Below are 21,027 nucleotides of genomic sequence, written 5' to 3'. Positions count from 1 at the left end.
TGGGTCCGCCGGAGCACCCGGCACGGTCCGGCACTCCCCGGCAGGTGTCTGCCTCCCATGACCTGGTCTACTTCCCGTAAACCAGGCGTCCCGCCGCGAGTTCGTCGCCGAGGTCCTGTCCCAGCTCCTTGGCGACGGTCCCCAACCGTTCGGCCAGCCGCTCGAAGGCGGCCAGGTGCCGAAACGCGTCGCCGTACCGCTGCTGCTCCGGCAGGGCGAGTCGGCGCACCTGGAGTCGGCGCATATCGATCCGGGAGGAACTCGACGCATGGGTACCGGCGTGGCGGGCGTTGGCCGACGCATTGAGCGAACCCGCTAGGAACCAGTGGTCGAGTACGTCCGGGTCGACCCGGAGGGCGTGGATCTGCGGGCCCACCGCCATCGGCGGGCCTTCGTGGACCCAGGCCGAAAACTCCCTGGAGACACCGACGACCACCACGTCCCCGGATTCCACGACAACGGCGTCGTCCGGGTGCACCCATCCGCCGGGGGATCTGTCCAGCAGTAGATCGGAGATGGTCAGCAGCGGGATCCTCGCGTGCCGGAGCTCCGGGGTGGCCGCTTCGGCCGGATGGCGGCCAGAGCGGAGGGTGAGCACCCCGGCCCGGGCGAGTTCGCCGACGGTGGCGTTCGGCTGATCCGCCGTGCCGCTGGTCAGATCGAGGGCGGCCAGGCGGGCGCTTTCGGTTCGGAGACCGTCGAGCAGTTCGCCGACCTCGGTCCAGGAGTCCGCGAGCCGGGGTCCGGCGTGTCCCGAGGCCGACGTGATGTGACGGCCGGGGGTGAGGTCCACCTCGTCGTCGAGGAGGTCGATGACGGGGACGAGCGCGGCCCAGGCGGTCGTATCGGGCTCCTTGGCCGCCGACCTGCCCCTTGCCCCGCCGGCTGTCCCGCCGCCGGTCGCGTCGGCGACGACAGACCGGACGAAAGCGCCGAGTTCGCCCCACTCAGGGCCGTTTTCCCGAGCCGCGGACCGGGGAAACCGCGCGGCGGCGTCGGCGAGCAGGAGCTCCCCCGGACCCGGCGGATTCTCCCCCGCGGCAGGCCGCCGCAGCACCCACAGGTGCAGCGAGACGCTGTGCGGTGCGGCGGATCCGGGCGGGAGCGCCACCACGGCCCGCAGGGCACCCGTGCGCAGCAGCGATCCGCGGATTCTCCGGCCGGCCTTGCGCGCGGCCACGGTCGGCGGCAGCAGCAGGACGGCGCTGCCTCCGGGGCGGAGCCGGGCGAGGCAGTGCTGCACCCAGGCGAGCTCGGGTTCGGTGCGGGGCGGCATGCCGTGCGCCCACCGGGTGTCCGTGGCGAGGTCCTCGTACCCCCAGTCTCGTTCGTTGGAGGGCGGGTTGCAGAGCACCATGTCCGCCTGTGTACCGACGAGGGGATCCGCGCGGAGGGAATCCCCCGGCGCGACCACGGGCGCGGGCGCCCCGGGGCGCTGCAGCAGTGCGAGCCGCATATCGGTGAGAGCGGTGAGCACCGGATCACGGTCGCAGCCGAGAAGCGCGGCGGGCCGGTTCAGCGCGGCGGGGACGGCCGTCGCGGCGGCGGCCAGCAGATGGCCCGCGCCGCATGCGGGGTCGAGCACTGTGACGGGGTCCTCGCGATGTTCACCGGCGGCGGACTCGCGCACCCGCAGGGCGAGATCGGCCATGAGGTCGGCCAGCACCCCGGGAGTGGTGGTGATCTGGCGTACGTGCGTGTCCAGCCAGCGGCGCAGCAGAAACGTGAGGATGTCGGACGAACCCTCGCGCCGCCCCAGCTCCACAGCGGCCCGCACCGGGCCCGATCCGGCGTCGTCGGGCCCGCCGCCGTCGCTCTCCTTCCCGGCGAGCAGCCGTCCCGCGGCGACGATGGCGAGCCCGGTCTCGTCACGGTCACCCAGGGCCTCGAACCGAGGCCAGAGCCATTCGCGGCTCGTGGCCTTCCCCATCTTCCCGTTCTCCCTGAGCCATTTCTCGATGTCCGTCAGGGAGAAGTGCGGGCTCACATCGGTACCGCCGATCCGCGGCGGAAAAGTGTCGTGGCGGCGGCGCCAGTTGCTCACGGCGGCCCGTCCCACCCCCGCGAGCCGGGCAATCTCGGCCAGGGTCACAGGAACGGCGGGGGGCGAGGTCATCACTTCTCCAGAGGCGTCGGCTGAGCGGAACCGGAGAGTCGGCTTGCGGGAGCGCCTGAGCAGGCAACCCCTCGCACCTTTCCCGCTCCCGAGGCCAGGCTAACGCATGTTGACTTTGTTCACAGGTTCGCGCCACGCATATCCATGCAGGTGTCCGCGAACCAGCACCCCACACGCATGTGGCTCCGCCAGGGCTGGCAAGAGTGATCGTGCACACCGTCCACGAGGGCACGGCCCTGAAGGACCGCTACCGGCTCACCCGCGCACTCGGCCGGGGCAGCATCGGGGCGGGCCTGGTCCATCGCGACCTCAGGCCGGAGAGCGTCATGATCCGGCGGGACGGCGTGACGAAGATCCCTCGACTTCGGCTTGTGAAGCTGATGTCGGACGACGGTCCCGGGCTGGCGTCGACCGGCGGGCAGGTGGTGAATCTGCTGTAAGCCTCACCGGATCTGATCACCGGACACCCGGCCCCGGACGGCCGGAGCGGCCTCTAGAGCGTCGGCTGCCTGCTGCACCATCCGCTCTCCAGTCTGCCGCCGTTCCCGCCACTGCGCTCCGATCAGCCGCTGACCGTGATCGGTGGCCATCTCAACGGCGCACCGCCGCCCCTCGCCGGGCTCGGCCTCGAGGCGCCTGCCGGGCTGCAGGCACTGCTGGCCGCCCTGATGGCCAAGGATCCGGAAGCACGGCCGGCTTCGGCGGCGGAGGTGTACGACAACCCTGCGACCGTGGCTGCCCGGCACCGCCGCCGGGTCGCGCACGCCCCGTGCCTTCGGCCCGGAGGATCCTCGGCGGCCGTCTTCCCTTCCCCAGGGTCCGTGGCGGGCATCAGTGCTGCACGCGATGAACACCGCGTCACCGGGGAGCGGGACGACACACCGCGCGCCTGCGCATGCGGACGAGGCTGATCGGTCACGGGGTCGGGGGAGAACGTGAGACGAGTCATCCAACAGCGGTACGAGCTGACCGGCGTCCTCGGCAGGGGCGGCATGGGCGCGAGGTCTGGACCGGGCCGGACCTTAACTCAACCGCGCGGTCGCGGTGAAGCTGCTGCGCTCGGAAGGCCGGAGCACCCTGCGCCTGGGCGGCGCTTCGAGCGGCACCTACGCCGCCTGCGACTTCGCCGCGATCTACCGGGATCGGCCCAGCGCTCCGTAGCACTGCTCGACCACATCGGCCCGTTGGGCCGCGGTGTCGTGCGATACCGCCACCACGGCCCAACCTCCACACCTCAGACTCGACCAGCGAGGACGTCTGGAACCCGGACCAGGTCGAGGCGCCCTGGAGGTGATCACTCGTACACCGTGTAGACGACCTCTCCCCCGGCGGAGGTGTGCGGCTCGATGGTGCCCCAGACCATGTGCGTCAAGGTCTTGCCGCGAATCCGCTTACGGAAGCCATCCAAGACCCAGACCTTCAGTCTGCCCTGGCGCTCTCGTGAGTCGCTCATGGCGATGGCCATCTCCAGCTCAATGCTGCTGTACTGAAAGCGCAGGGGCTTATTGGCGCCCCCGTGTGCCGCAGCCGTCAGTTCGCCATACGTCGCTTGGATGGCTTCCTGTCAGACGACCTATGCCGTTTCCCTTTCGCGAACCGTGGCGGCTTGGCATCGGGCGGCAGATCGGGGACGTCGCTCATCGCGCATGCAGCACGCCGCGGTCCCCCCCTCCGCAGCCTCCGGAGGGGGGGAGACCCGATGCTAGTTGTCGCACCACAGTACGACTCCGAATTCGACGTCTCCTGACTTCGAAATGGTCAGCGATCAGCTTCCCGAGGTCTCGGCGTTGTCCCCTTCGGTGTAGGCCCTGCCCCCTGCGGCCTGACCCACACCGAAGGCACTCCGTCTCTCAGCGGTGGACAAACTCCGGTGGCCGCTTGTCGACGAAGGCGGTCATACCCTCCTTCTGATCCAGCGTCGCGAACACGGCATGGAACAGCCGCCGTTCGAAGCGGACGCCCTCGGTGAGCGTCGTTTCAAAGGAGCGGGAGACCGCCTCTTTCGCCATCATCGCGACGGGGAGGGACATGCCCGCGACGGTTTCGGCGACTGTGAGGGCTTCGTCGAGCAGGTTGGCCGCGGGGATGACCCGTGAGACGAGACCGGCGCGTTCCGCCTCGGTGGCGTCCATGGTGCGGCCGGTCAGGCACATCTCCATTGCCTTGGCCTTGCCGACGGCGCGGGTCAGGCGCTGGGAGCCGCCGATGCCCGGGATGACGCCCAGTTTGATCTCCGGCTGTCCGAATACGGCGGTGTCGGCGGCCAGCAGGATGTCGCAGAGCATGGCGAGTTCGCAGCCGCCTCCGAGGGCGAAGCCGGAGACGGCGGCGACGGTGGGGGTGCGCAGCTGTCCCAGGCGGTCCCAGGCGGCGAACCAGTCGCTGAGGTACATGTCGAGATAGCTCTGGGGGGCCATCTCCTTGATGTCGGCTCCGGCTGCGAACGCCTTCGTGGAGCCGGTCAGGACGATGCAGCCGATGTCCGGATCGCGGTCGAGGGCTTCGGTGGCCGCGACGACCTCGGTCATGACCTGGAGGCTGAGGGCGTTGAGAGCCTTGGGGCGGTTGAGGGTCACCAGTGCGGTGCGGCCCTTGCGTTCGACGAGGATGGTCTCGTATGCCGTCTCTTGGGGATGGGTCATGCGGGGGTACCACCCTTCGCGTCGTTTTGGGGTGCGGGGCCGTGCTCGGGGGTGGTTCTGCCCCTCACGGTTTGCAGGATGCCGGAGAAGTCCTTGTTGGCTCCTGCTCCGGCCGCGTAGGCGGCGTACAACTCTGCTGCCTTGAGGGCGAGTTCGGTGGGTACGCCGCTCTCGCGTGCTGCATTGGCGGCCAGGCCGAGGTCCTTGGCCATCAGAGGGGCGGCGAAGCCGGGGAGGTAGTTGCGGTTGGCGGGGCTGGTGGGGACGGGGCCCGGCACGGGGCAGTTGACGGTCAGCGCCCAGCACTGCCCGGATGCGGTGGAGGCCACGTCGAAGAGTGCCTGGTGGGACAGGCCGAGGCGTTCGCCGAGGACGAATGCCTCGCTGACGGCGATCATCGAGATGCCGAGGATCATGTTGTTGCAGATCTTCGCGGCCTGGCCCGCGCCGGCCCCGCCGCAGTGCACGGCCTTCTCGCCCATGGCGGCGAGCAGCGGCTCGGCCTCTGCGAACTCGCTCTGGGCGCCGCCGGCCATGAAGGTGAGGGTGGCGGCCTCGGCGCCGACGACGCCGCCGGAGACGGGAGCGTCCAGAGCGCGCATCCCGGCGGCGACAGCGGCTTCGTGGGCGGAGCGTGCGTCGGCGACGTCGATGGTCGAGCAGTCGATGAACAGCGTGCCGGGCCGGGCGGCGGTCAGCAGCCCCTCGTTCCGGTACAGGTCCAGGACGTGACGCCCCGCGGGCAGCATGGTGATCACCACGTCTGCTGCGGTCGCTGCCTCCACCGAGGAGGCGGCCGCCTTGACTCCGGCATCGGAAGCGGCGGCGAGGAGGTCGGGCACCAGGTCGAAACCGATCACTCGGTGGCCGGCCTTGACGAGGTTGGCGGCCATCGGACCGCCCATGTGTCCGAGGCCGATGAAGCCGATGGTGCGGGTGTCGCCGTTCACCAGGGCACCTCCTGCGCTGATGCGAGTGGGGCGAGGCCGAGTCCCGATTCGGGTCCGGACGGGTCGGGTGGTGTGAAGAAGCGGTCCACGTCCGCGTCGGTGACGTCGGCCAGGGTGTCCGGTGACCACTTGGGGGCGCGGTCCTTGTCGATGACCTGGGCGCGGATGCCCTCGGTCAGGTCGTGCGAGGAGAGGGCGGCGCAGGAGATCCGGTACTCCTGTTCCAGTACGCGTTCCAGGGGGCCGAGCCGCCGGGCACGTCGCAGTGCGGCGAGCGTGACCTTGAGGGCGGTGGGCGACTTCTCGGCCAAGGTCTCGGCGGCCCGTGCGGCCTCGGGAGCAGGGTGGGCGCGCAGGCGCGTGATGATCTCTTCCACTGTGCCGGCGCGGTAGCAGGAGTCGATCCAGGCTCGCTGTTCGGCGAGCACGCCGGGCGGTGGCTGTCGCACGTAGCGTTCCAGGGCGTCCCAGACCTCGGTGGTGGTGAGGTCGGCAAGGAGGTGGGGCAGGAGGTCTGCGGGGATGAAGTGGTCGGCGAGGCCGCAGAGCAGGGCGTCGGCGGCGCCGACCGGTGTGCCGGTGAGCGCCAGATGGGTGCCGAGTTCGCCGGGTGCCAGGCCCAGCAGGTAGGTGCCGCCGACGTCGGGGACAAAGCCGATGCCGGTCTCGGGCATGGCGATCCGGGAGTTTTCGGTGACGATGCGGATGCCGCCGTGGGCGGAGACTCCCACGCCGCCACCCATCACGATGCCGTCCATGAGGGCGACATAGGGCTTCGGGTAGCGGGCGATACGGGCGTTGAGCCGGTATTCGTCGCGCCAGAACGCTGCCGATGCTTTTCCGCCGGCGTGCGCGTCCTCGTAGATGGAGCGGATGTCACCGCCCGCGCACAGACCGCGCTCCCCCGCGCCGGTGAGGATCACGGTTTCGACGGTGGGGTCCTGTTCCCAGGTGGTCAGCGCTTCGTCGATGCGCTCGACCATCGGGTGGGTAAGGGCGTTGAGGGCACGGGGCCGGTTGAGCGTGATGCGGGCGGTGCGGCCCTCGGTGGTCAGGAGGACGGACTCGTCGGTGCCGGTCATCGAAGTGCCTCCGTCAGGCCGCGGGCCACGATGACGCGCATGATCTCGTTGGTTCCTTCCAGGATCTGGTGCACCCGCAGATCGCGGAGGATCTTTTCGATGCCGTATTCGGTGAGGTAGCCGTAGCCGCCGTGCAGTTGAAGGGCGCGGTCGGCGACGGAGTAGCCGGTGTCGGTGGCGAACCGCTTGGCCATGGCGCACAGTTGCGGGGCGTGCGGGTCACCGCGGTCCAGTGCTTGTGCGGCCTGGTGGACCAAGGCGCGGGCGGCGGCGAGTTCGGTCGCCATGTCGGCGAGGCGGAACTGCAGGGCCTGCGCGTCGAGCAGGCGCCCGCCGAACGCCTCACGGTCGGCGAGGTGGACGAGGCTGCCGTCCAGTGCGGCGCGGCCGCCGCCGAGCGAGCAGGCGGCGATGCCGAGCCGGCCACCGTTCAACCCGTTCATGGCGATGCGAAACCCGTCGCCCTCCCGGCCGAGCAGCCGGTCGGCGGGCACTCGGACACCGTCCAGGACCACTTGGCGGGTGGGCTGGGCGTTCCAGCCCATCTTTTTCTCGTTCGCTCCGAAGGACAGTCCGGGGTCGTCCTTGTCGACGAGGAAGGCGGAGATGCCGCGTGGGCCGTCGTCACTGGTACGGGCCATGACGACGTAGACCTGCGAGGCGCCGGCGCCGGAGATGAATTGCTTGACGCCGGTGAGGAGGTAGCCGTCGCCGTCGCGTACGGCGCGGGTGCGCAGTGCGGAGGCGTCCGAGCCGGCGCCCGGTTCGGTCAGGCAGTAGCTGCCCAGGTCCTCCATGGCGCACAGTCTCGGCAGCCAGCGTTCGCGCTGGGCGGCGTCGCCGTAGTGGTCGATCATCCAGGCGACCATGTTGTGGATGGAGACAAAGCCGGCGATGGAGGGGCAGCCGGAGGCCAGCGTCTCGAAGATCAGGACGCCGTCGGCCCGGCTGAGCCCGCTGCCGCCGGCCTCCTCCCGGACGTAGATGCCGCCGAGGCCGATGCCCGCGGCCTTGCGCAGTACCTCCACCGGGAAGTGTTTGTCCTGGTCCCACTGCACGGCGTTCGGGGTGAGGTGGTCCTGGGTGAAGTCGAGGGTGGCCTCGACGAGGGCGAGCTGGTCGTCGGTGAGCATGGTGGTGGTCATGGCGCTCACTTCATGGTCGGGATGGTGAAGCTCGCGCCCTCCTTGGCCCCGGAAGGCCAGCGCGAGGTGACGGTCTTGGTGCGGGTGTAGAAGCGGATCGCGTCCGGCCCGTGCTGGTTGAGGTCGCCGAAACCGGATCGCTTCCAGCCGCCGAAGGTGTGGTAGGCGACCGGCACCGGGATGGGCACGTTCACACCGACCATGCCGGTGTTGACCCGGCGGGTGAAGTCGCGGGCGGTGTCGCCGTCGCGGGTGAAGATTGCGACGCCGTTGCCGTACGGGTGCTCGCTGGGCAGCCGCAGCGCCTCCTCGTAGTCGGCGGCCCGCACGACACACAGCACGGGGCCGAAGATCTCCTCCCGGTAGACGCGCATCTGCGAAGTGACCCGGTCGAAAAGCGAGGCACCGGCGAAGAAGCCGTTCTCGTGCCCGGCGAGGGTGAAACCGCGGCCGTCCACGATGAGTTCGGCGCCCTCGTTGACGCCGATGTCGACGTAGCGGCGCACCCGATCGGCGGCGTCCCGGCTGACCAGCGGCCCGAAGTCGGCCTCGGGGTCGTCGCTGCGGCCGATACGCAGCTGCCCGATCCGCTCCTTCAGCCGCTCCACCAGGGCATCCGCGGTCCTCTCGCCGACGGGGACGGCCACGGAGATCGCCATACAGCGCTCCCCCGCCGAGCCGTAGCCCGCGCCGATCAATGCGTCGACGGCCTGGTCCAGGTCGGCGTCCGGCATCACGATCATGTGGTTCTTGGCACCGCCGAAGCACTGGGCACGCTTGCCGCGCGCGGCCGCGGTGGCGTAGAGGTGCGCGGCGATCGGGGTGGAGCCGACGAAGCCCAGCGCGCCGACCCGGGGGTCCTCCAGCAGGGTGTCGACCGCTTCCTTGCCGCCGTTGACGACATTGAGGACGCCCGGCGGGAGACCTGCCTCCACGAACAGTTCGGCGAGCCGGAGCGGTACCGAGGGGTCCCGTTCCGACGGCTTGAGGATGAAGGAGTTGCCGCAGGCCAGGGCGGGGGCGGCCTTCCACAGCGGAATCATCGCCGGGAAGTTGAACGGGGTGATGCCGGCGGTGACGCCGATGGGACTGCGCAGGGAGTGCACGTCGATCCCGCCGCCGGCGTTGTCGGTGAACTCGCCCTTGAGCAGATGCGGGATGCCGGCGGCAAATTCGACGACCTCCAGTCCGCGTTGCAGGTCTCCGTGGGCGTCGGCCACCGTCTTGCCGTGCTCGGACGACAGCAGTCGGGCGAGTGACTCACGTTCCGCGTCGACCAGTTGGAGGAATTTCAGCAGCACTCGGGCTCGGCGCTGCGGATTCCGATCGCCCCACTCGCGCTGGGCCTCGGCGGCATCGGCGATCGCCGCCTCGGTCTCGGCGCGGCCGGCGAGCGGGACACGTGCCTGCACCTCACCGGTGTTGGGATCGTACACATCGCCGTACGTCCCCGAGGTGCCCGGGGTGTGCTTGCCGCCGATGAAATGTGCCAGTTCACGGACCATGAAAGCCTGCTCTCCGTCAGGTGAGTCCGGGGATGGCGCGCCGGCCCGGCACGGACGCCGGACGACGTGCGCGCGGGCAGCGCGAGAAGCGCAGGGCTGGGCGACCGTCAGCCGTCGGTGATCGGTAGCCGTTGGTTTCGCCGGTCGAGGGCGTGGGTGCACACCGGTGCCATGCGTGTCTGCTCCATCCTCGTGGACAACACGGAACACCCCGCGGCCGGTATCCTGACTCCCGGATCAGCACACGCTCCCCGGCCTTCCCGACGGACTTCTCCGTCAGTGGCCGGTCTTGTTCGGGGAGCGCATTCCCCGGTCACAGTGGCGGGACCGCGCCGGATTCACACCGGCTTCCCTGCACCGCGGGCCTTGCCCCGAACATATAGTTGGACGTCCTAGTAAGTCCACCCCGCCACGGACCGCACGCTGAAATCCGCACCCAGGACACCGGCGGCCACCGCGTGTTTCCGGCAGCCGAACGCGCCGTCAGACGTCCGGTTCAGTGGTCGGGTACGGCACGAACGTGCCGCTGTTCTCGTCCACCGCTAGCCGGCGGTCCAGCGGTGGTACCGCCCGCTGCGGGCAGTCGGTGCGTCCGCAAATGCGGTAGCCCATGCCGATCGGGGTGGCGGCGGAGGCGTTGTCGATGATCGAGACGGTCACCACGGCCTTTGCGATGGAGGAGATCCTCTACGAGCCGCGCGAGCACAGCGCGGGCCTCAACGCCGACCGCTGGGACTACCTCTTCAGCCTGATAGACCTTTGCGCACCGCCCGGACTTCTCGCTCGCCGACCGGACGAAGGTCACCATGACCTCGCCCTTCCTGCGGGCCTACACCTACGACCAGGGCTGAGGGTGCCCGGATCGCCACCGGGCCGAGGGGCCCATCGGGCGTGCGGAACGGGGCGTGGAACGGACCAATGGAGCCGTTCCGCGCCCTGTCGCGGGTGAATCCCGTCGCGCCGGTGTCTCAACTCACAGTCCGGCATGTGAACAGAGGTGTCCGATACGGGCACCACGTCCTACGCTGGCCGGGCAATTGGTTCGCCCCGTCCGCCAGACGGGCCGCGTCGTAAGAGGGAACCCGGTGAGAATCCGGGACTGCCCCGCAGCGGTGAGTGGGAACGACCGCCGTCATACGCACTGGATCCGGGCCGCGGATCCGGGAAGCGACGGCCAGTAGGTGCCCGCCGGAAGACTCCGGCAGGCGCGCCCGCGAGTCCGAAGACCTGCCCGTTGCCCGTGCACACCCCATGTGTGGACGGATATCCCGGTGACCTCGAGGGCGGGTCGGCGTACATACCAGGCGGACACGTGCGTCGCGAGTGCACCGTGGATCCGTCCGGTTCGTCATCCCTTCGCGTGCCTCGTTCCGTCTCCGGGACTTTCAGGAAACGTATCCGCGAAGGAGAGTTCCGTGACAGCGAAGCCCGCAGCCGCGGCAGCACGGGCCACCGTGTACGGCTACCCCCGCCAGGGACAGCACCGGGAACTGAAGAAGGCGATCGAGGGCTACTGGAAGGGCCGCGTCACCGCGGACACCTTGCTGGAGACCGCCAAGGACCTGCGCCGTTCGAACTGGCAGCAACTGGCCGATACCGGCATCCACGAGGTGCCCACCGGTGACTTCTCGTACTACGACCATGTGCTGGACACCAGCGTCATGGTCGGTGCTGTCCCGGACCGCCACCGCGACGCCGTCGCGGCCGACGCCCTCGACGGCTACTTCGCGATGGCCCGCGGCACCCAGGACGTCGCGCCGCTGGAGATGACCAAGTGGTTCGACACCAACTACCACTATCTCGTCCCCGAACTCGGCCCGGACACCGTCTTCACCGCCGACTCGGCCAAGCAGGTCGCCGAGCTCAAGGAAGCCCTCGCACTCGGCCTCACCGCCCGGCCGGTCCTCGTCGGGCCGGTCACCTACCTCCTGCTCTCGAAGCCCGCGCCCGGGGTGGCCGCCGACTTCGAGCCGCTGACCCTCCTGGACCGGCTGCTGCCGGTCTATGCCGAGGTGCTCGCGGACCTGCGCGCCGCCGGGGCCGAGTGGGTGCAGCTCGACGAGCCCGCCCTCGTCCAGGACCGCACCCCGGCCGAACTCAACGCCGCCGCGCGCGCCTACCGCGACCTGGGCGCCCTCACCGACCGTCCGAAGCTGCTGGTCGCCTCGTACTTCGACCGGCTCGGCGACGCCCTGCCCGTCCTGGCCAAGGCGCCGGTGGACGGTCTGGCACTCGACTTCACCGACGCGGCCGCCGCCAACCTCGACGCGCTGGCGGCCGTCGGCGGACTGCCGGGCAAGCGCCTGGTCGCGGGCGTGGTCAACGGCCGCAACATCTGGATCAACGATCTGGAGAAGTCGCTGTCCACCCTCGGCACCCTGCTCGGCCTCGCCGACCGGGTGGACGTGGCCGCCTCCTGCTCGCTCCTGCACGTGCCGCTGGACGCCGCCGTCGAGCGCGACATCGACCCGCAGATCGTCCGCTGGCTGGCCTTCGCCAAGCAGAAGACCGCAGAACTGGTGACGCTCGCGCGGGGCCTGTCCCAGGGCACCGACACCATCGCCGCCGAACTCGCCGCGAACCGCGCCGACCTGGCCTCCCGTGCGAACTCCGCGATCACCCACGACCCGGCGGTGCGCGCTCGGGCCGCCGCCATTACCGACGCCGACGGCCGCCGCTCCGCGCCGTACGCCAACCGGGCCGCCGCCCAGAGTGCCCACCTCGGGCTGCCACTGCTGCCGACCACCACCATCGGCTCGTTCCCGCAGACCACCGAGCTGCGCACCGCCCGCGCCGATCTGCGGGCCGGACGGATCGACACGGCCGGCTACGAGGACCGGATCAAGGACGAGATCCGCGAGGTCCTCTCCTTCCAGGAGAAGGCCGGGATCGACGTGCTGGTGCACGGCGAGCCCGAACGCAACGACATGGTGCAGTACTTCGCCGAGCAGCTCACCGGCTACCTCGCCACCCGGCACGGCTGGGTCCAGTCCTACGGCACCCGCTACGTCCGCCCACCGGTCCTGGCCGGGGACATCTCCCGCCCCGAGCCGATGACGGTGCCCTGGACCTCCTACGCACAGGCGCAGACCGACCGGCCGGTCAAGGGCATGCTCACCGGCCCGGTCACCATGCTCGCCTGGTCCTTCGTCCGCGACGACCAGCCGCTGGGCGAGACCGCACGGCAGGTGGCCCTCGCCCTGCGCGACGAGGTGGCTGACCTGGAGGCTGCGGGAACGTCGGTCATCCAGGTCGACGAGCCCGCGCTGCGCGAGACCCTGCCCCTGCGCGCCGCCGACCACGCCGCGTACCTGGCCTGGGCGACCAAGGCGTTCCGCCTGTCCACCAGCGGGGTACAGGACCGCACCCAGGTCCACACCCACATGTGCTACGCGGAGTTCGGCGACATCGTGCAGGCCATCGACGATCTGGACGCGGACGTCATCAGCCTGGAGGCCGCCCGCTCCCACATGCAGGTCGCCCGGGAACTGGCCGCACACGGCTACCCCCGCGAAGCCGGCCCCGGTGTCTACGACATCCACTCCCCGCGCATCCCGAGCCCCGAGGAGGCAGCTGCCCTGCTCCGCAAGGGACTTGAGGCCATCCCCGCCGAGCGCCTCTGGGTCAACCCGGACTGCGGCCTGAAGACCCGCGGCTGGCCCGAGACCCGCGCTTCGCTGGAGAACCTGGTCGCGGCGGCCCGTACCGTCCGAACGGAGCTCGCCGGCTCCTGATTCCGCCGACGGCCGGGAGGGAACGCAGCCGCGCCTCCCGGCCGTCCCGGGCCGCCATGCAGCTGCGCGAGGGAGATCCCACGTTGAGAAGACAACCTCAGCACGTTGTCATCGACGGCATCCCGATGGTCGCCATGGCACCCCGCGACACCTACGTCACGCGCGAAAAATATCCGGCCGCACGTACCCCGGCACCCGAAATGCGACTTGCGGTTCCGATGAACGGGAAGGGCGCCGCTGACCAATAATCCAGGGCCGACCCGACCCAGAGTTCGTGTTGCTGCACACATAACCCGGTTCCGCACAGACGTTGCTGAAGTGCGATGTGCGCCACCGGGTAATTCGCGGTGCCTCCACACATTTCCCGGCATTGCGCACGCCGCAACATTCTGCGCTGCCCGGTGTCCATAGAACTGTTCGGGGCCTCCTGGCCTCGGCCCCCGCGGCCAGCGGCGGTCCGTGCAGGAAGGAATTCAGTATCCGGCCGCCCTCGAACCCCGCAAGCGGCTCACTGGTGCAGTTCGAGATTCTGGTAGATCTCCGTCGTCACCTTGGAGAAATTCATGGTCATGAAATGGATGCCTGGAACGTCCTCAGCGATCAGGCGGCGGCACATCTCGGTGGCGTGGTCGATGCCGAGCGCCCTGACCGCCTTGGGGTCGTCCTCGGCTGCGAGCATCCGCTCGGCGAGTTGTGGCGGGAAGGCAGCGGTGCTGAGGCTGGGGATGCGGCGCAGCGAGCGGATCGTGGTGACCGGCATGATCTCCGGGATGACCGGCGTTGCACAGCCGGCGCCCGCCACCCGGTCGCGCAAACGCAGGTAGTTGTCGACGTCGAAGAACATCTGGGTGATCGCGTAGTCGGCTCCGGCCCGGCACTTGTCGACGAAGTGGCGGATGTCGCTGTCCCGGTCGGGCGAGCGCGGGTGCATCTCGGGGAACGCCGCGACCCCCACACAGAAGTTGCCGGACTCCTTGATCAGCTGTACCAGTTCCGCTGCGTACTCGACCCCCTGGGGATGCTTCTCCCATGGACCGAGCGGGTCGCCGGGCGGGTCACCGCGCAGCGCCAAGATGTTGCGTACGCCCTGGTCAGCGTAGTGGCCCAGGATGTTGCGCAGTTCGGCGATGCTGTGGTCGACCGCCGTGAGATGGGCGACCGGGGTGAGTGTGGTCTCCTGGGCGATCCGGCCGGTGATGTTGATGGTGCGGCCACGTGTCGAACCGCCGGCTCCATAGGTCACCGAGACAAAGGTCGGTGCGAGCGCCTCCAACCTGCGGATCGCCGTCCACAGTCCAGCCTCGGCCTCCGCGCTACGCGGTGGCATGAATTCGAAGGAGTATGAACGGCCTCCCGCAGCGAGGAGGTCGCGGATGGATACTGCGTGATCCGCCCTTGTGCTGGGGATACCGAGAGCCATGGGTGCAGAATAGCGGCCAACCGATGGCAACCTGCGACTTGTCCACTTATTGATACTCGTCAGACGGTGGATACCCATCGCCCATGCCGACGCGAGCATCCTTCAGGTCCAGCCGGGAATGGCGTCTGGAGTCAGCGTTTTCCGTCGCCACCACATCGCAGTTTCGACGCAGAGACCAAACCAGCAACAATACCGGCATGAGCACTGACAAGAATTTGCTGCCAGGCTTGCCCGAGTGGGGGCATTGTGGGGTGATGGGGGTCGTCAACGTCACCCCGGACTCCTTCTCGGATGGAGGACTTTGGCTCGATTCAGGTCGGGCCGTCGCACACGGATGGGAGCTGGTCGCCCAAGGCGCCGACCTCGTGGACGTCGGTGGCGAGTCGACCCGTCCGGGCGCCGATGCCCTCAGCAGCCGGAGCGCGTCAGGGAGTTCGCCAAGACCAGATCCTGCGCGCGGGGGCGGTAGCCCTTGTCACCGAGGACGTGGTCCGACCTGGTGCGGGGCCGTCCCGCGTCGATGCGGGCACCCGAAGACCGGCCGAGCACCGGGCCGCAGAGCCCCACTTTTCTCGCACCCGCGGCGTGCTGGTGGGCCCGCACGACTGTGGAGTCGACCGGCGCCAGCCACTCGATGGCCCCGGCGGCATCCGCACGGACTTGCGCGGCCGACCACCCGGCGCTGAGAGAGGCCGCCGCGCACGTCACCGCCGGTACCTACGAGGAACGCTTCGAGTTCGCACTGAACAGGCAAGTGGTCGCGCTTCGCGCGGAGTTGGACCGCACGGGCGGCGTTCCGGCCTGACGCGGTCCGGGCCCGGAACGGTGTGACGTGCAGGCGTCGCCCCGTCGGCGCCTGACGGAACCCGGCGGCCGGAATGTGCGTTGTGCTTCCCGGCAACATTCCCAACAACATTCCCGGCCACGGGAGAACGGAGGGACGGCCGATGCGAGTCACCGTCGTGGGAGGGGGCATCGCCGGGCTGACCTGCGCCCTGAGCCTGCACGCCGCAGGCTTCCGTCCGCAGGTGCGGGAGGCGGCACGGAGCATCGAGGCGGTCGGCGTGGGAATCAACCTGCTGCCGCACGCGGTACGGGAACTCGCGGAACTCGGCCTGGCCGACGAACTGGCCGCCATCGCGCTGCCCCCGCACCGGCTGAGCTACCGCGACCGGGCGGGCGAGCCGGTGTGGGAGGAAGCCCTGGGGCTCGCGGCGGGTTACCGCTGGCCGCAGTACTCCGTACACCGCGGCCGTCTGCACCTGATGCTGCTGGCGGCGGTGCGCAAGCGCCTGGGGTCGGACTGCATCCGCACCGGTCTGCTGTTCCAGCGCTTCGAGCAGACGCCGCACGGCGTCCGGGCCCATTTCCTGGACCGGACCGGCGGCACACCCGTGGCCGAGGACACCGACCTGCTGATCGCGTCCGACGGCATCGACTCCGCGGTACGCGCCCAGCTGTACCCGGCCGAAGGCCCCTCGCAGGGCAACGGCGTCCACATGTGGCGCGGGGTCGCACCGTACCCTCATCTCCTCGATGGCCGGTCGATCGTGGTGGCCGGGGGCACCCCCGGTGCCAAGTTCGTCGCCTACCCGATCGAGGACCGGGTGACGAAGGGCGGCGACGCCCTGATGAACTGGGTGCTCGAAGTGCGCCGTGGCACGCCCGCCGCACCGCTGGACCGCTCGAACCGCCGCATCACGACGGCGGAAGCCCTCACCGGCGTGACGGACTGGAGCCTGCCGTGGGTCGACCTGGCGAAGCTGGTCGAGCGCTCATCGGCGATCTTCGAGTACCCCATGCTCGACCGCGCCCCCTTGCCGCGCTGGAGCTTCGGCCGGGTCACGCTGCTCGGCGACGCGGCCCACCCGATGTTCCCGATGGGCATGAACGGCGGATCACAGTCCGTCGTCGACGCCCGGGTACTGGCCTGGTGCCTGGCCCGGGAGCACGACCCCGTGACCGCGCTCCGCCGCTACGACACGATGCGCCGGCCGACGGTCAACGCGATCGTCCTGGCCAATCGCGAGCTGGGACCGGAGAAGATCATCGCGCGGGCCGCGGAGCGCGGCGGGGCTCTGCCCGTCGACGAGGCCACGGAGATGGCGAGAAACTACAAGGAGCTGACCCGGGCGACAGTGACACAGGTCAACTCCCGTGCCTCGTGGACCGTTTCAGGAGGGGCCGCGGACGCGGCCACGGATCCGGCACGGTGAGGACGCACCCGTGAGTGGGCCTCCATGACTGCCGTGGGACAGCTGTGGGTAGTCCGAACTGTCGCGTCAGCGTCATCCCGGCTACAGCCGGACCATGATCCATCCCAGCACCCACCACGGTCCGATTGATCCCCAGGGCCGTACTCGGTGACGAGTGCGAGGGGCGGCGGCCCCGTGCCTCGGAAGCCTGCAGGCCCGTGTGCGTGGCCCGGGCGCGGGGTGGCCCGGGCAAGCCATGGTGACGGGCTTGCCCAGGTTCTCCCTTCGAGCTGTCAGATGTCAGCTCCCGGTGTTTTGTTCACCCTCAGGTCCTTCGGAATCGCCGGCAGCAGTCGCTGCTTCGAGGTGACCTCGCGGATCGCATGAGGGTCGGTGAAGGTCTGTTGCGGGGCCCGGCGGAAGGTGACGGCCGGGCCTGCCTTGCGCAGATTGCCCCCCTTGGGGGCGAGGCCATTGAGTGCCGGGAGCTGGTAGGACTTCGCTCCGTGCAGCGCCTGGTCCAGGAAGGAAGCGGTGATCTGAGCGGCCTGGGCCTGGGCTGCCGCCGGTGCGGCGACCTTGGAGGCCGGACAGTCCCCGACCCCGCCCTCCTTCGTGGTCCGTCGGGGGGAGGTTGGTGTTGAGCATCCGGTGGCCCGTACCGGCGAGGAGTACGTCCGCCGCCACCTTCGTCGAGCCCGACGTGGCCAGGTCCTTCATCTCCTCCAGGCCGGCGCTCGGTTGGACGTCCTCGTCACACCCTCCGCGGACATTGAGGACGGGGACCTTGTGCGTCGGCTTCTCGGCCCCTGCGGCGGGTTCGAGGGCCACGGCGCCGAAGAGGCCGGCGCGCTTGGCGGCCTTCGGTGACAGGACGTAGCCACCGGCCCGGCTGTGCCCGACCAGCCCCACGCGGGAGGTGTCGATCCGCCCCTGCACCCCTGGGATGTTCAGGCCGTGGTTGACGCCCCTGTTGAGATCGGAGAGCAGCCGTAGGTGCGCGTTGATCAGTTCCGTGTAGCCCTTCTCCGGGTGGGTCTCGCCTGACCACCATGTTTCCGGGGAGACGACGTCGATGGACACGGCGACGAATCCCTTGCGGGTCAGTGCCTGCACGACATGTGACAGACCCACATCATGGCGCAGGTAGTCAGGACCAAGGTTGGGGTTGCCGGCATCGCCGGGTTTGGCGCAGACCAGGGGCCATTGAGCCTTGACCGGCTTACGGGGGAAGTAGGGCGGCTTGTCGGAGTAGGCGCAGTTGTGATGGGAGCCGTGCATGACGACGACGACCGGGTGCGGTCCTTTCCCCTTGGGCATGCCGAGAACGCCGTGCACCTGTGTCGGGTTCCCCGGTGGCGAGTTGGTGGTCTTGAGGAGACCGGGGGCGAGTTGATAGCTGGTCAGACCGGCTCGTCCGCTGGGCTTCGGTGTGCTCGTGGTGTCCGCCGACGCTTCGGAGGAGCCGTACACGAGAGTCATGGCGAGGGTGGCGGTCACGGCCGTGAAGCTCGCAGACCGGAGTTTTCGCGTGTTCACAGCTGGAAGGATGCGTATGGGTTACGAGGGGTTCCGACGGCTGACTGCTGCTCCTGGACAGTGCCCCAGGGGCCATGTGGAGTTCGCTCCTGTACAGCACCAGTTGGAAGATCGCGTAAGTGGATGGGCGCTGACCTGGCGAGACGGTGACCTGCGCGTTCCTGCGACACTCGCCGGCATGCCCCGGCGTTCCCCGTCAGGCGCCCCTCGATCGGGCACGCTGGGGGCACGAGCCCGATCGTGCCTACGTCAGGACGTGGCGGGCGTCCGTTGGTCGTAGTCCGCGCGGGCGGCACGGATCACGTCCACCTGCCGGTCGGTCCAGCGGGCGAGGGCCTTCACGACGTCGAGCAGGGTGCGGCCGGTCTCGGTGAGGGCGTATTCGACGCGGGGCGGCACGGTGGGGTGGACCGTACGGGTGACGATGCCGTCGCGTTCCAGGGCGCGCTGGGTGGAACTGAGCATGCGCTGGGTGATTCCGTCGCTGGCCCGGCGCAGCTCGTTGAATCGATGGGGACCCTTCCCGAGGCGGCAGATGACGATGACGGACCACTTGTCGCCGATGCGGTCGAGGATGTCGCGTACAAAGGCCGCCCGCTCCGCGGCCGTGTGCCAGTTCCCGGACTCGTCCATGGTCGCTCTCATCGGTTCCTCGGGTGATACCAGGGCACTTTGAACTGCCTTCTTGTCGGATTCGCCGACCGGTCCAATGATCGCAGTACCGGTATAGATCAGATACCAGGCTGCGCATCGGATACCAGGAATGGTGTGGAGTGGAGTGGAGTGGACGTGAAAGAGATCGGAGTGGGGATCATCGGCGCCAGTCCGAGCACGGCGAGCTGGGCGGTGAACGCGCACATTCCTGCGTTGCGGGCCGTGCCCGGCTACCGGTTGCGCGCTGTGGCCACCAGCCGGCGCGCCTCGGCGGACGCCGCAGCGGCCGCGTTCGACGTCGACGCGTTCGACGACCCCCGGGCATTGATCGACCACCCCGGAGTCGATCTCGTGGTGGTCGTGGTGAAGGTGCCCCAGCACCATGACCTCGTGGAGCAGGCGCTCGCCGCCGGGAAGATGGTCTACAGCGAATGGCCGCTCGGTGTGAACGTCGAGGAGGCCACGCACCTGGCTGAGCTGGCCGACGCAGCCGGCGTGCGGACCGTCATCGGATTGCAGGCCAGATTCGCTCCGGCTGTGCGGCACCTGCGCGAACTGGTCGCCGAGGGCTACCTCGGCCGGGTGCTGGCGACCACCCTGATCGGGTCCGCGGGGGGCTGGGACGCAGTGACCGATCGCCGGCACGCCTATCTGTTCGACGTCACCAACGGCGTCACCACACTGTCGGTGTCCACCGCGCACGCCCTGGACGCGCTCACCTACGTCCTGGGCGACCTCGCCCGCGTCACCGCCAGACTCGCGGTCGGACGCCGCGAGGTCCTGATCGCCGAGGAGAACACGACCGTGCCGGTGACCGCACCCGACCAGGTGGCAGTATCCGCGGCATTGCCATCGGGTGCCGTCGCGTCGGTGTTTTACCGCGGCGGCCGATCCCGCGCGGGGGGCCTGCGCTGGGAGATCAACGGCACCTCCGGCGATCTCCTGCTGACCAGTCCGTCCGCCGACGGCAACATCCAGAGCACCGAGCTGACCCTCGCCGGGGGCCACGGGACCGCGACACAGGTGGGCCCACTGGCAGTGCCCGCCTGGCAGGACACCGACCCGGCCGCCGTCCCGGCCGGGCCCGCCCGCAACGTCGCTGCCATGTACGCGGCTCTCGCCGAGGACCTGACGAAGGGCACCCATGAGGTTCCGGACTTCACCCACGCACTGCGCATGCACCGGCTGATCACGGACATCGAAGCCGCTGCCCGTCGGTGACGGCTTCGCACAAGGACGTTCGATACGCGGCGCTCGCGCAGTGGCACCCGCCGCCCCGTCCCCAGCCCTCATCCCGTGTGCCGTCGACCCACACACCGTGCAGCGGGCGTGGTCCCTGGCGTCCAGGTGGAGCGCACCACGGTACGAACGACCTGGACGCCGGACACCCCGTCTGCTCGGTTCCCCGTGCGGCGATGGCGGACGAGAGCGGCGCTCCCCCGCGCACACCACCAAACGGCCGGCCCGTACGCGGCACTGGCGGAGCCACGATCTCCTTGCTCAGGTGACCGCGTTGATGACATCTCCGGCAAGCCCGATGCCATGAACGGTTCGCTGCTGGTCAGCTTTAGGTGGGCGCAGTCCGGGTGGGCGCGGGCGGGCCGGGCCGGGTGGATCGCGAGGTCGGGTGGGAGCCACTGGTCTGTCGCCGGAAGTCGGCCGCGTGGTCGGCGAAGGCGTCCGGATGACGCAGGGCCAGCTCGTCGTAGCGCGCTGCCGCACTGCCGCGCCATTGCTCGGCTTCCCGGTGACGGCCCGCGGCGCTTGAGGGCACAGGCGGGCCCGGCTGCGTACCCGGGGTCGTCGCTGGAGGACGCCGGGGGGCGGAGACGGTCGATGGCGGCCTGGTGGTCGCCCAGGGCCGTGTCCCGGCGCTCCACCACGCCGAAGCCTCCCGACCACCCGCAGGTACCGGACAGCGCGCGAGCGGCAACACCGGATTTCTCTCTTGCGCTGCTAAATTCGCGAACAATTCCTGGCGGCGGGCGTCCATGCCGACTACCGGCTCTGCATTCGGCCGACGGCCGGATCCGGAACTCCTGGGT

At 69.7% G+C, this 21,027-nt stretch carries 15 protein-coding genes, 4 pseudogenes and 2 riboswitches; of the genes and pseudogenes, 6 read left to right on the top strand and 13 right to left on the bottom strand.

Features of this window, described 5'->3' with window-relative positions; translation table 11 throughout:
- Nucleotides 1–67: 67 nt before the first annotated feature.
- Entirely contained in the window at nucleotides 68–2,116 is a 2,049-nt protein-coding gene (locus tag ACF088_RS06040) for an N-6 DNA methylase (RefSeq protein WP_392374192.1), read from the bottom strand.
- A gap of 209 nt (nucleotides 2,117–2,325) precedes the next feature.
- Between ACF088_RS06040 and ACF088_RS06035 the strand changes: the two genes are divergently transcribed.
- Nucleotides 2,326–2,556, top strand: coding sequence for a hypothetical protein (locus ACF088_RS06035; protein WP_392374191.1), 231 nt, complete (start codon nucleotides 2,326–2,328; stop codon nucleotides 2,554–2,556).
- 3 nt (nucleotides 2,557–2,559) lie between these two features.
- On the opposite strand, the gene ACF088_RS06030 is transcribed toward ACF088_RS06035, so the two are convergent.
- From ACF088_RS06030 to ACF088_RS05995, 8 genes and pseudogenes are all read right to left on the bottom strand, one after another.
- Nucleotides 2,560–2,706 carry a hypothetical protein gene (locus ACF088_RS06030; RefSeq protein WP_392374190.1) on the bottom strand — a complete coding sequence of 49 codons (147 nt, stop codon included), beginning with the start codon at nucleotides 2,704–2,706 and terminating at the stop codon, nucleotides 2,560–2,562.
- A gap of 704 nt (nucleotides 2,707–3,410) precedes the next feature.
- Nucleotides 3,411–3,671 (bottom strand): trypco2 family protein, encoded by a 261-nt coding sequence (locus ACF088_RS06025; protein WP_392374963.1) that lies wholly within the window; start codon nucleotides 3,669–3,671, stop codon nucleotides 3,411–3,413.
- A 295-nt stretch (nucleotides 3,672–3,966) separates the two neighbouring features.
- Nucleotides 3,967–4,758 (bottom strand): enoyl-CoA hydratase, encoded by a 792-nt coding sequence (locus ACF088_RS06020; RefSeq protein WP_392374189.1) that lies wholly within the window; start codon nucleotides 4,756–4,758, stop codon nucleotides 3,967–3,969.
- Nucleotides 4,755–5,708: a 3-hydroxyisobutyrate dehydrogenase gene (gene mmsB, locus ACF088_RS06015; protein WP_392374188.1), complete on the bottom strand. Its 954-nt coding sequence runs from the start codon at nucleotides 5,706–5,708 to the stop codon at nucleotides 4,755–4,757. The genes ACF088_RS06020 and mmsB overlap by 4 nt, the downstream gene beginning before the upstream one ends.
- Nucleotides 5,705–6,790, bottom strand: coding sequence for an enoyl-CoA hydratase/isomerase family protein (locus ACF088_RS06010; RefSeq protein WP_392374187.1), 1,086 nt, complete (start codon nucleotides 6,788–6,790; stop codon nucleotides 5,705–5,707). The genes mmsB and ACF088_RS06010 overlap by 4 nt, the downstream gene beginning before the upstream one ends.
- On the bottom strand, nucleotides 6,787–7,935 hold the full coding sequence (locus ACF088_RS06005; RefSeq protein WP_392374186.1) for an acyl-CoA dehydrogenase family protein: 1,149 nt from the start codon (nucleotides 7,933–7,935) through the stop codon (nucleotides 6,787–6,789). Before ACF088_RS06005 ends, ACF088_RS06010 begins: the two co-directional genes overlap by 4 nt.
- 5 nt (nucleotides 7,936–7,940) lie before the next feature.
- On the bottom strand, nucleotides 7,941–9,440 hold the full coding sequence (locus ACF088_RS06000) for a CoA-acylating methylmalonate-semialdehyde dehydrogenase (protein WP_392374185.1): 1,500 nt from the start codon (nucleotides 9,438–9,440) through the stop codon (nucleotides 7,941–7,943).
- Nucleotides 9,441–9,637: 197 nt separating this feature from the next.
- Nucleotides 9,638–9,824, bottom strand: a riboswitch (cobalamin riboswitch).
- 99 nt (nucleotides 9,825–9,923) lie between these two features.
- Nucleotides 9,924–10,085 (bottom strand): annotated as a pseudogene (locus tag ACF088_RS05995) (short-chain fatty acyl-CoA regulator family protein); the annotation flags it as partial.
- On the opposite strand from ACF088_RS05995, the pseudogene ACF088_RS05990 reads away from it, so the two are divergent.
- Both ACF088_RS05990 and metE read left to right on the top strand, forming a co-directional pair.
- A pseudogene (locus ACF088_RS05990) lies at nucleotides 10,075–10,276 on the top strand (malate synthase A); the annotation flags it as partial. The pseudogenes ACF088_RS05995 and ACF088_RS05990 overlap by 11 nt on opposite strands.
- Before the next feature lie 185 nt (nucleotides 10,277–10,461).
- Nucleotides 10,462–10,690: riboswitch (cobalamin riboswitch) on the top strand.
- Nucleotides 10,691–10,855: 165 nt separating this feature from the next.
- Complete coding sequence (metE, locus tag ACF088_RS05985; protein WP_392374184.1) at nucleotides 10,856–13,174, top strand: 5-methyltetrahydropteroyltriglutamate--homocysteine S-methyltransferase; 2,319 nt, start codon at nucleotides 10,856–10,858, stop codon at nucleotides 13,172–13,174.
- A gap of 508 nt (nucleotides 13,175–13,682) precedes the next feature.
- Here the strand turns inward: metE and metF are convergent.
- Nucleotides 13,683–14,594: a methylenetetrahydrofolate reductase [NAD(P)H] gene (metF, locus tag ACF088_RS05980; protein ID WP_392374183.1), complete on the bottom strand. Its 912-nt coding sequence runs from the start codon at nucleotides 14,592–14,594 to the stop codon at nucleotides 13,683–13,685.
- 197 nt (nucleotides 14,595–14,791) lie between these two features.
- Here metF and ACF088_RS05975 point away from each other — a divergent pair.
- Nucleotides 14,792–14,995, top strand: a pseudogene (locus tag ACF088_RS05975) (dihydropteroate synthase); the annotation flags it as partial.
- 127 nt (nucleotides 14,996–15,122) lie between these two features.
- On the opposite strand, the pseudogene ACF088_RS05970 reads toward ACF088_RS05975, so the two are convergent.
- A pseudogene (locus tag ACF088_RS05970) lies at nucleotides 15,123–15,230 on the bottom strand (IS5/IS1182 family transposase); the annotation flags it as partial.
- 311 nt (nucleotides 15,231–15,541) lie between these two features.
- Between ACF088_RS05970 and ACF088_RS05965 the strand changes: the two are divergent.
- A complete protein-coding gene (locus ACF088_RS05965; RefSeq protein WP_392374182.1) occupies nucleotides 15,542–16,810 on the top strand; it encodes an FAD-dependent monooxygenase in 1,269 nt (422 codons plus the stop codon).
- Nucleotides 16,811–17,089: 279 nt separating this feature from the next.
- Here ACF088_RS05965 and ACF088_RS05960 read toward each other — a convergent pair whose 3' ends face one another.
- Nucleotides 17,090–18,289 carry a hypothetical protein gene (locus tag ACF088_RS05960; protein ID WP_392374181.1) on the bottom strand — a complete coding sequence of 400 codons (1,200 nt, stop codon included), beginning with the start codon at nucleotides 18,287–18,289 and terminating at the stop codon, nucleotides 17,090–17,092.
- A 288-nt stretch (nucleotides 18,290–18,577) separates the two neighbouring features.
- A complete protein-coding gene (locus tag ACF088_RS05955; RefSeq protein WP_392374180.1) occupies nucleotides 18,578–18,973 on the bottom strand; it encodes a winged helix-turn-helix transcriptional regulator in 396 nt (131 codons plus the stop codon).
- 144 nt (nucleotides 18,974–19,117) lie between these two features.
- On the opposite strand from ACF088_RS05955, the gene ACF088_RS05950 reads away from it, so the two are divergent.
- On the top strand, nucleotides 19,118–20,203 hold the full coding sequence (locus ACF088_RS05950) for a Gfo/Idh/MocA family protein (RefSeq protein ID WP_392374179.1): 1,086 nt from the start codon (nucleotides 19,118–19,120) through the stop codon (nucleotides 20,201–20,203).
- Nucleotides 20,204–21,027: the final 824 nt, after the last annotated feature.

The organism is Streptomyces sp. NPDC015125 (assembly GCF_043080045.1).
Classification (GTDB): Bacteria; Actinomycetota; Actinomycetes; order Streptomycetales; family Streptomycetaceae; genus Streptomyces.
This window is presented reverse-complemented; position numbering and strand designations above follow the sequence as displayed.

Coding starts and splice junctions, on each gene's coding strand:
- ACF088_RS05965 (WP_392374182.1), top strand. CDS start 15,542: ATGCGAGTCACCGTCGTGGGAGGGGGCATCGCCGGGCTGACCTGCGCC.
- ACF088_RS06020 (WP_392374189.1), bottom strand. CDS start 4,758: ATGACCCATCCCCAAGAGACGGCATACGAGACCATCCTCGTCGAACGC.
- metF (WP_392374183.1), bottom strand. CDS start 14,594: ATGGCTCTCGGTATCCCCAGCACAAGGGCGGATCACGCAGTATCCATC.
- ACF088_RS05955 (WP_392374180.1), bottom strand. CDS start 18,973: ATGAGAGCGACCATGGACGAGTCCGGGAACTGGCACACGGCCGCGGAG.
- ACF088_RS06005 (WP_392374186.1), bottom strand. CDS start 7,935: ATGACCACCACCATGCTCACCGACGACCAGCTCGCCCTCGTCGAGGCC.
- ACF088_RS06010 (WP_392374187.1), bottom strand. CDS start 6,790: ATGACCGGCACCGACGAGTCCGTCCTCCTGACCACCGAGGGCCGCACC.
- ACF088_RS06030 (WP_392374190.1), bottom strand. CDS start 2,706: ATGGCCACCGATCACGGTCAGCGGCTGATCGGAGCGCAGTGGCGGGAA.
- ACF088_RS06040 (WP_392374192.1), bottom strand. CDS start 2,116: ATGACCTCGCCCCCCGCCGTTCCTGTGACCCTGGCCGAGATTGCCCGG.
- ACF088_RS06000 (WP_392374185.1), bottom strand. CDS start 9,440: ATGGTCCGTGAACTGGCACATTTCATCGGCGGCAAGCACACCCCGGGC.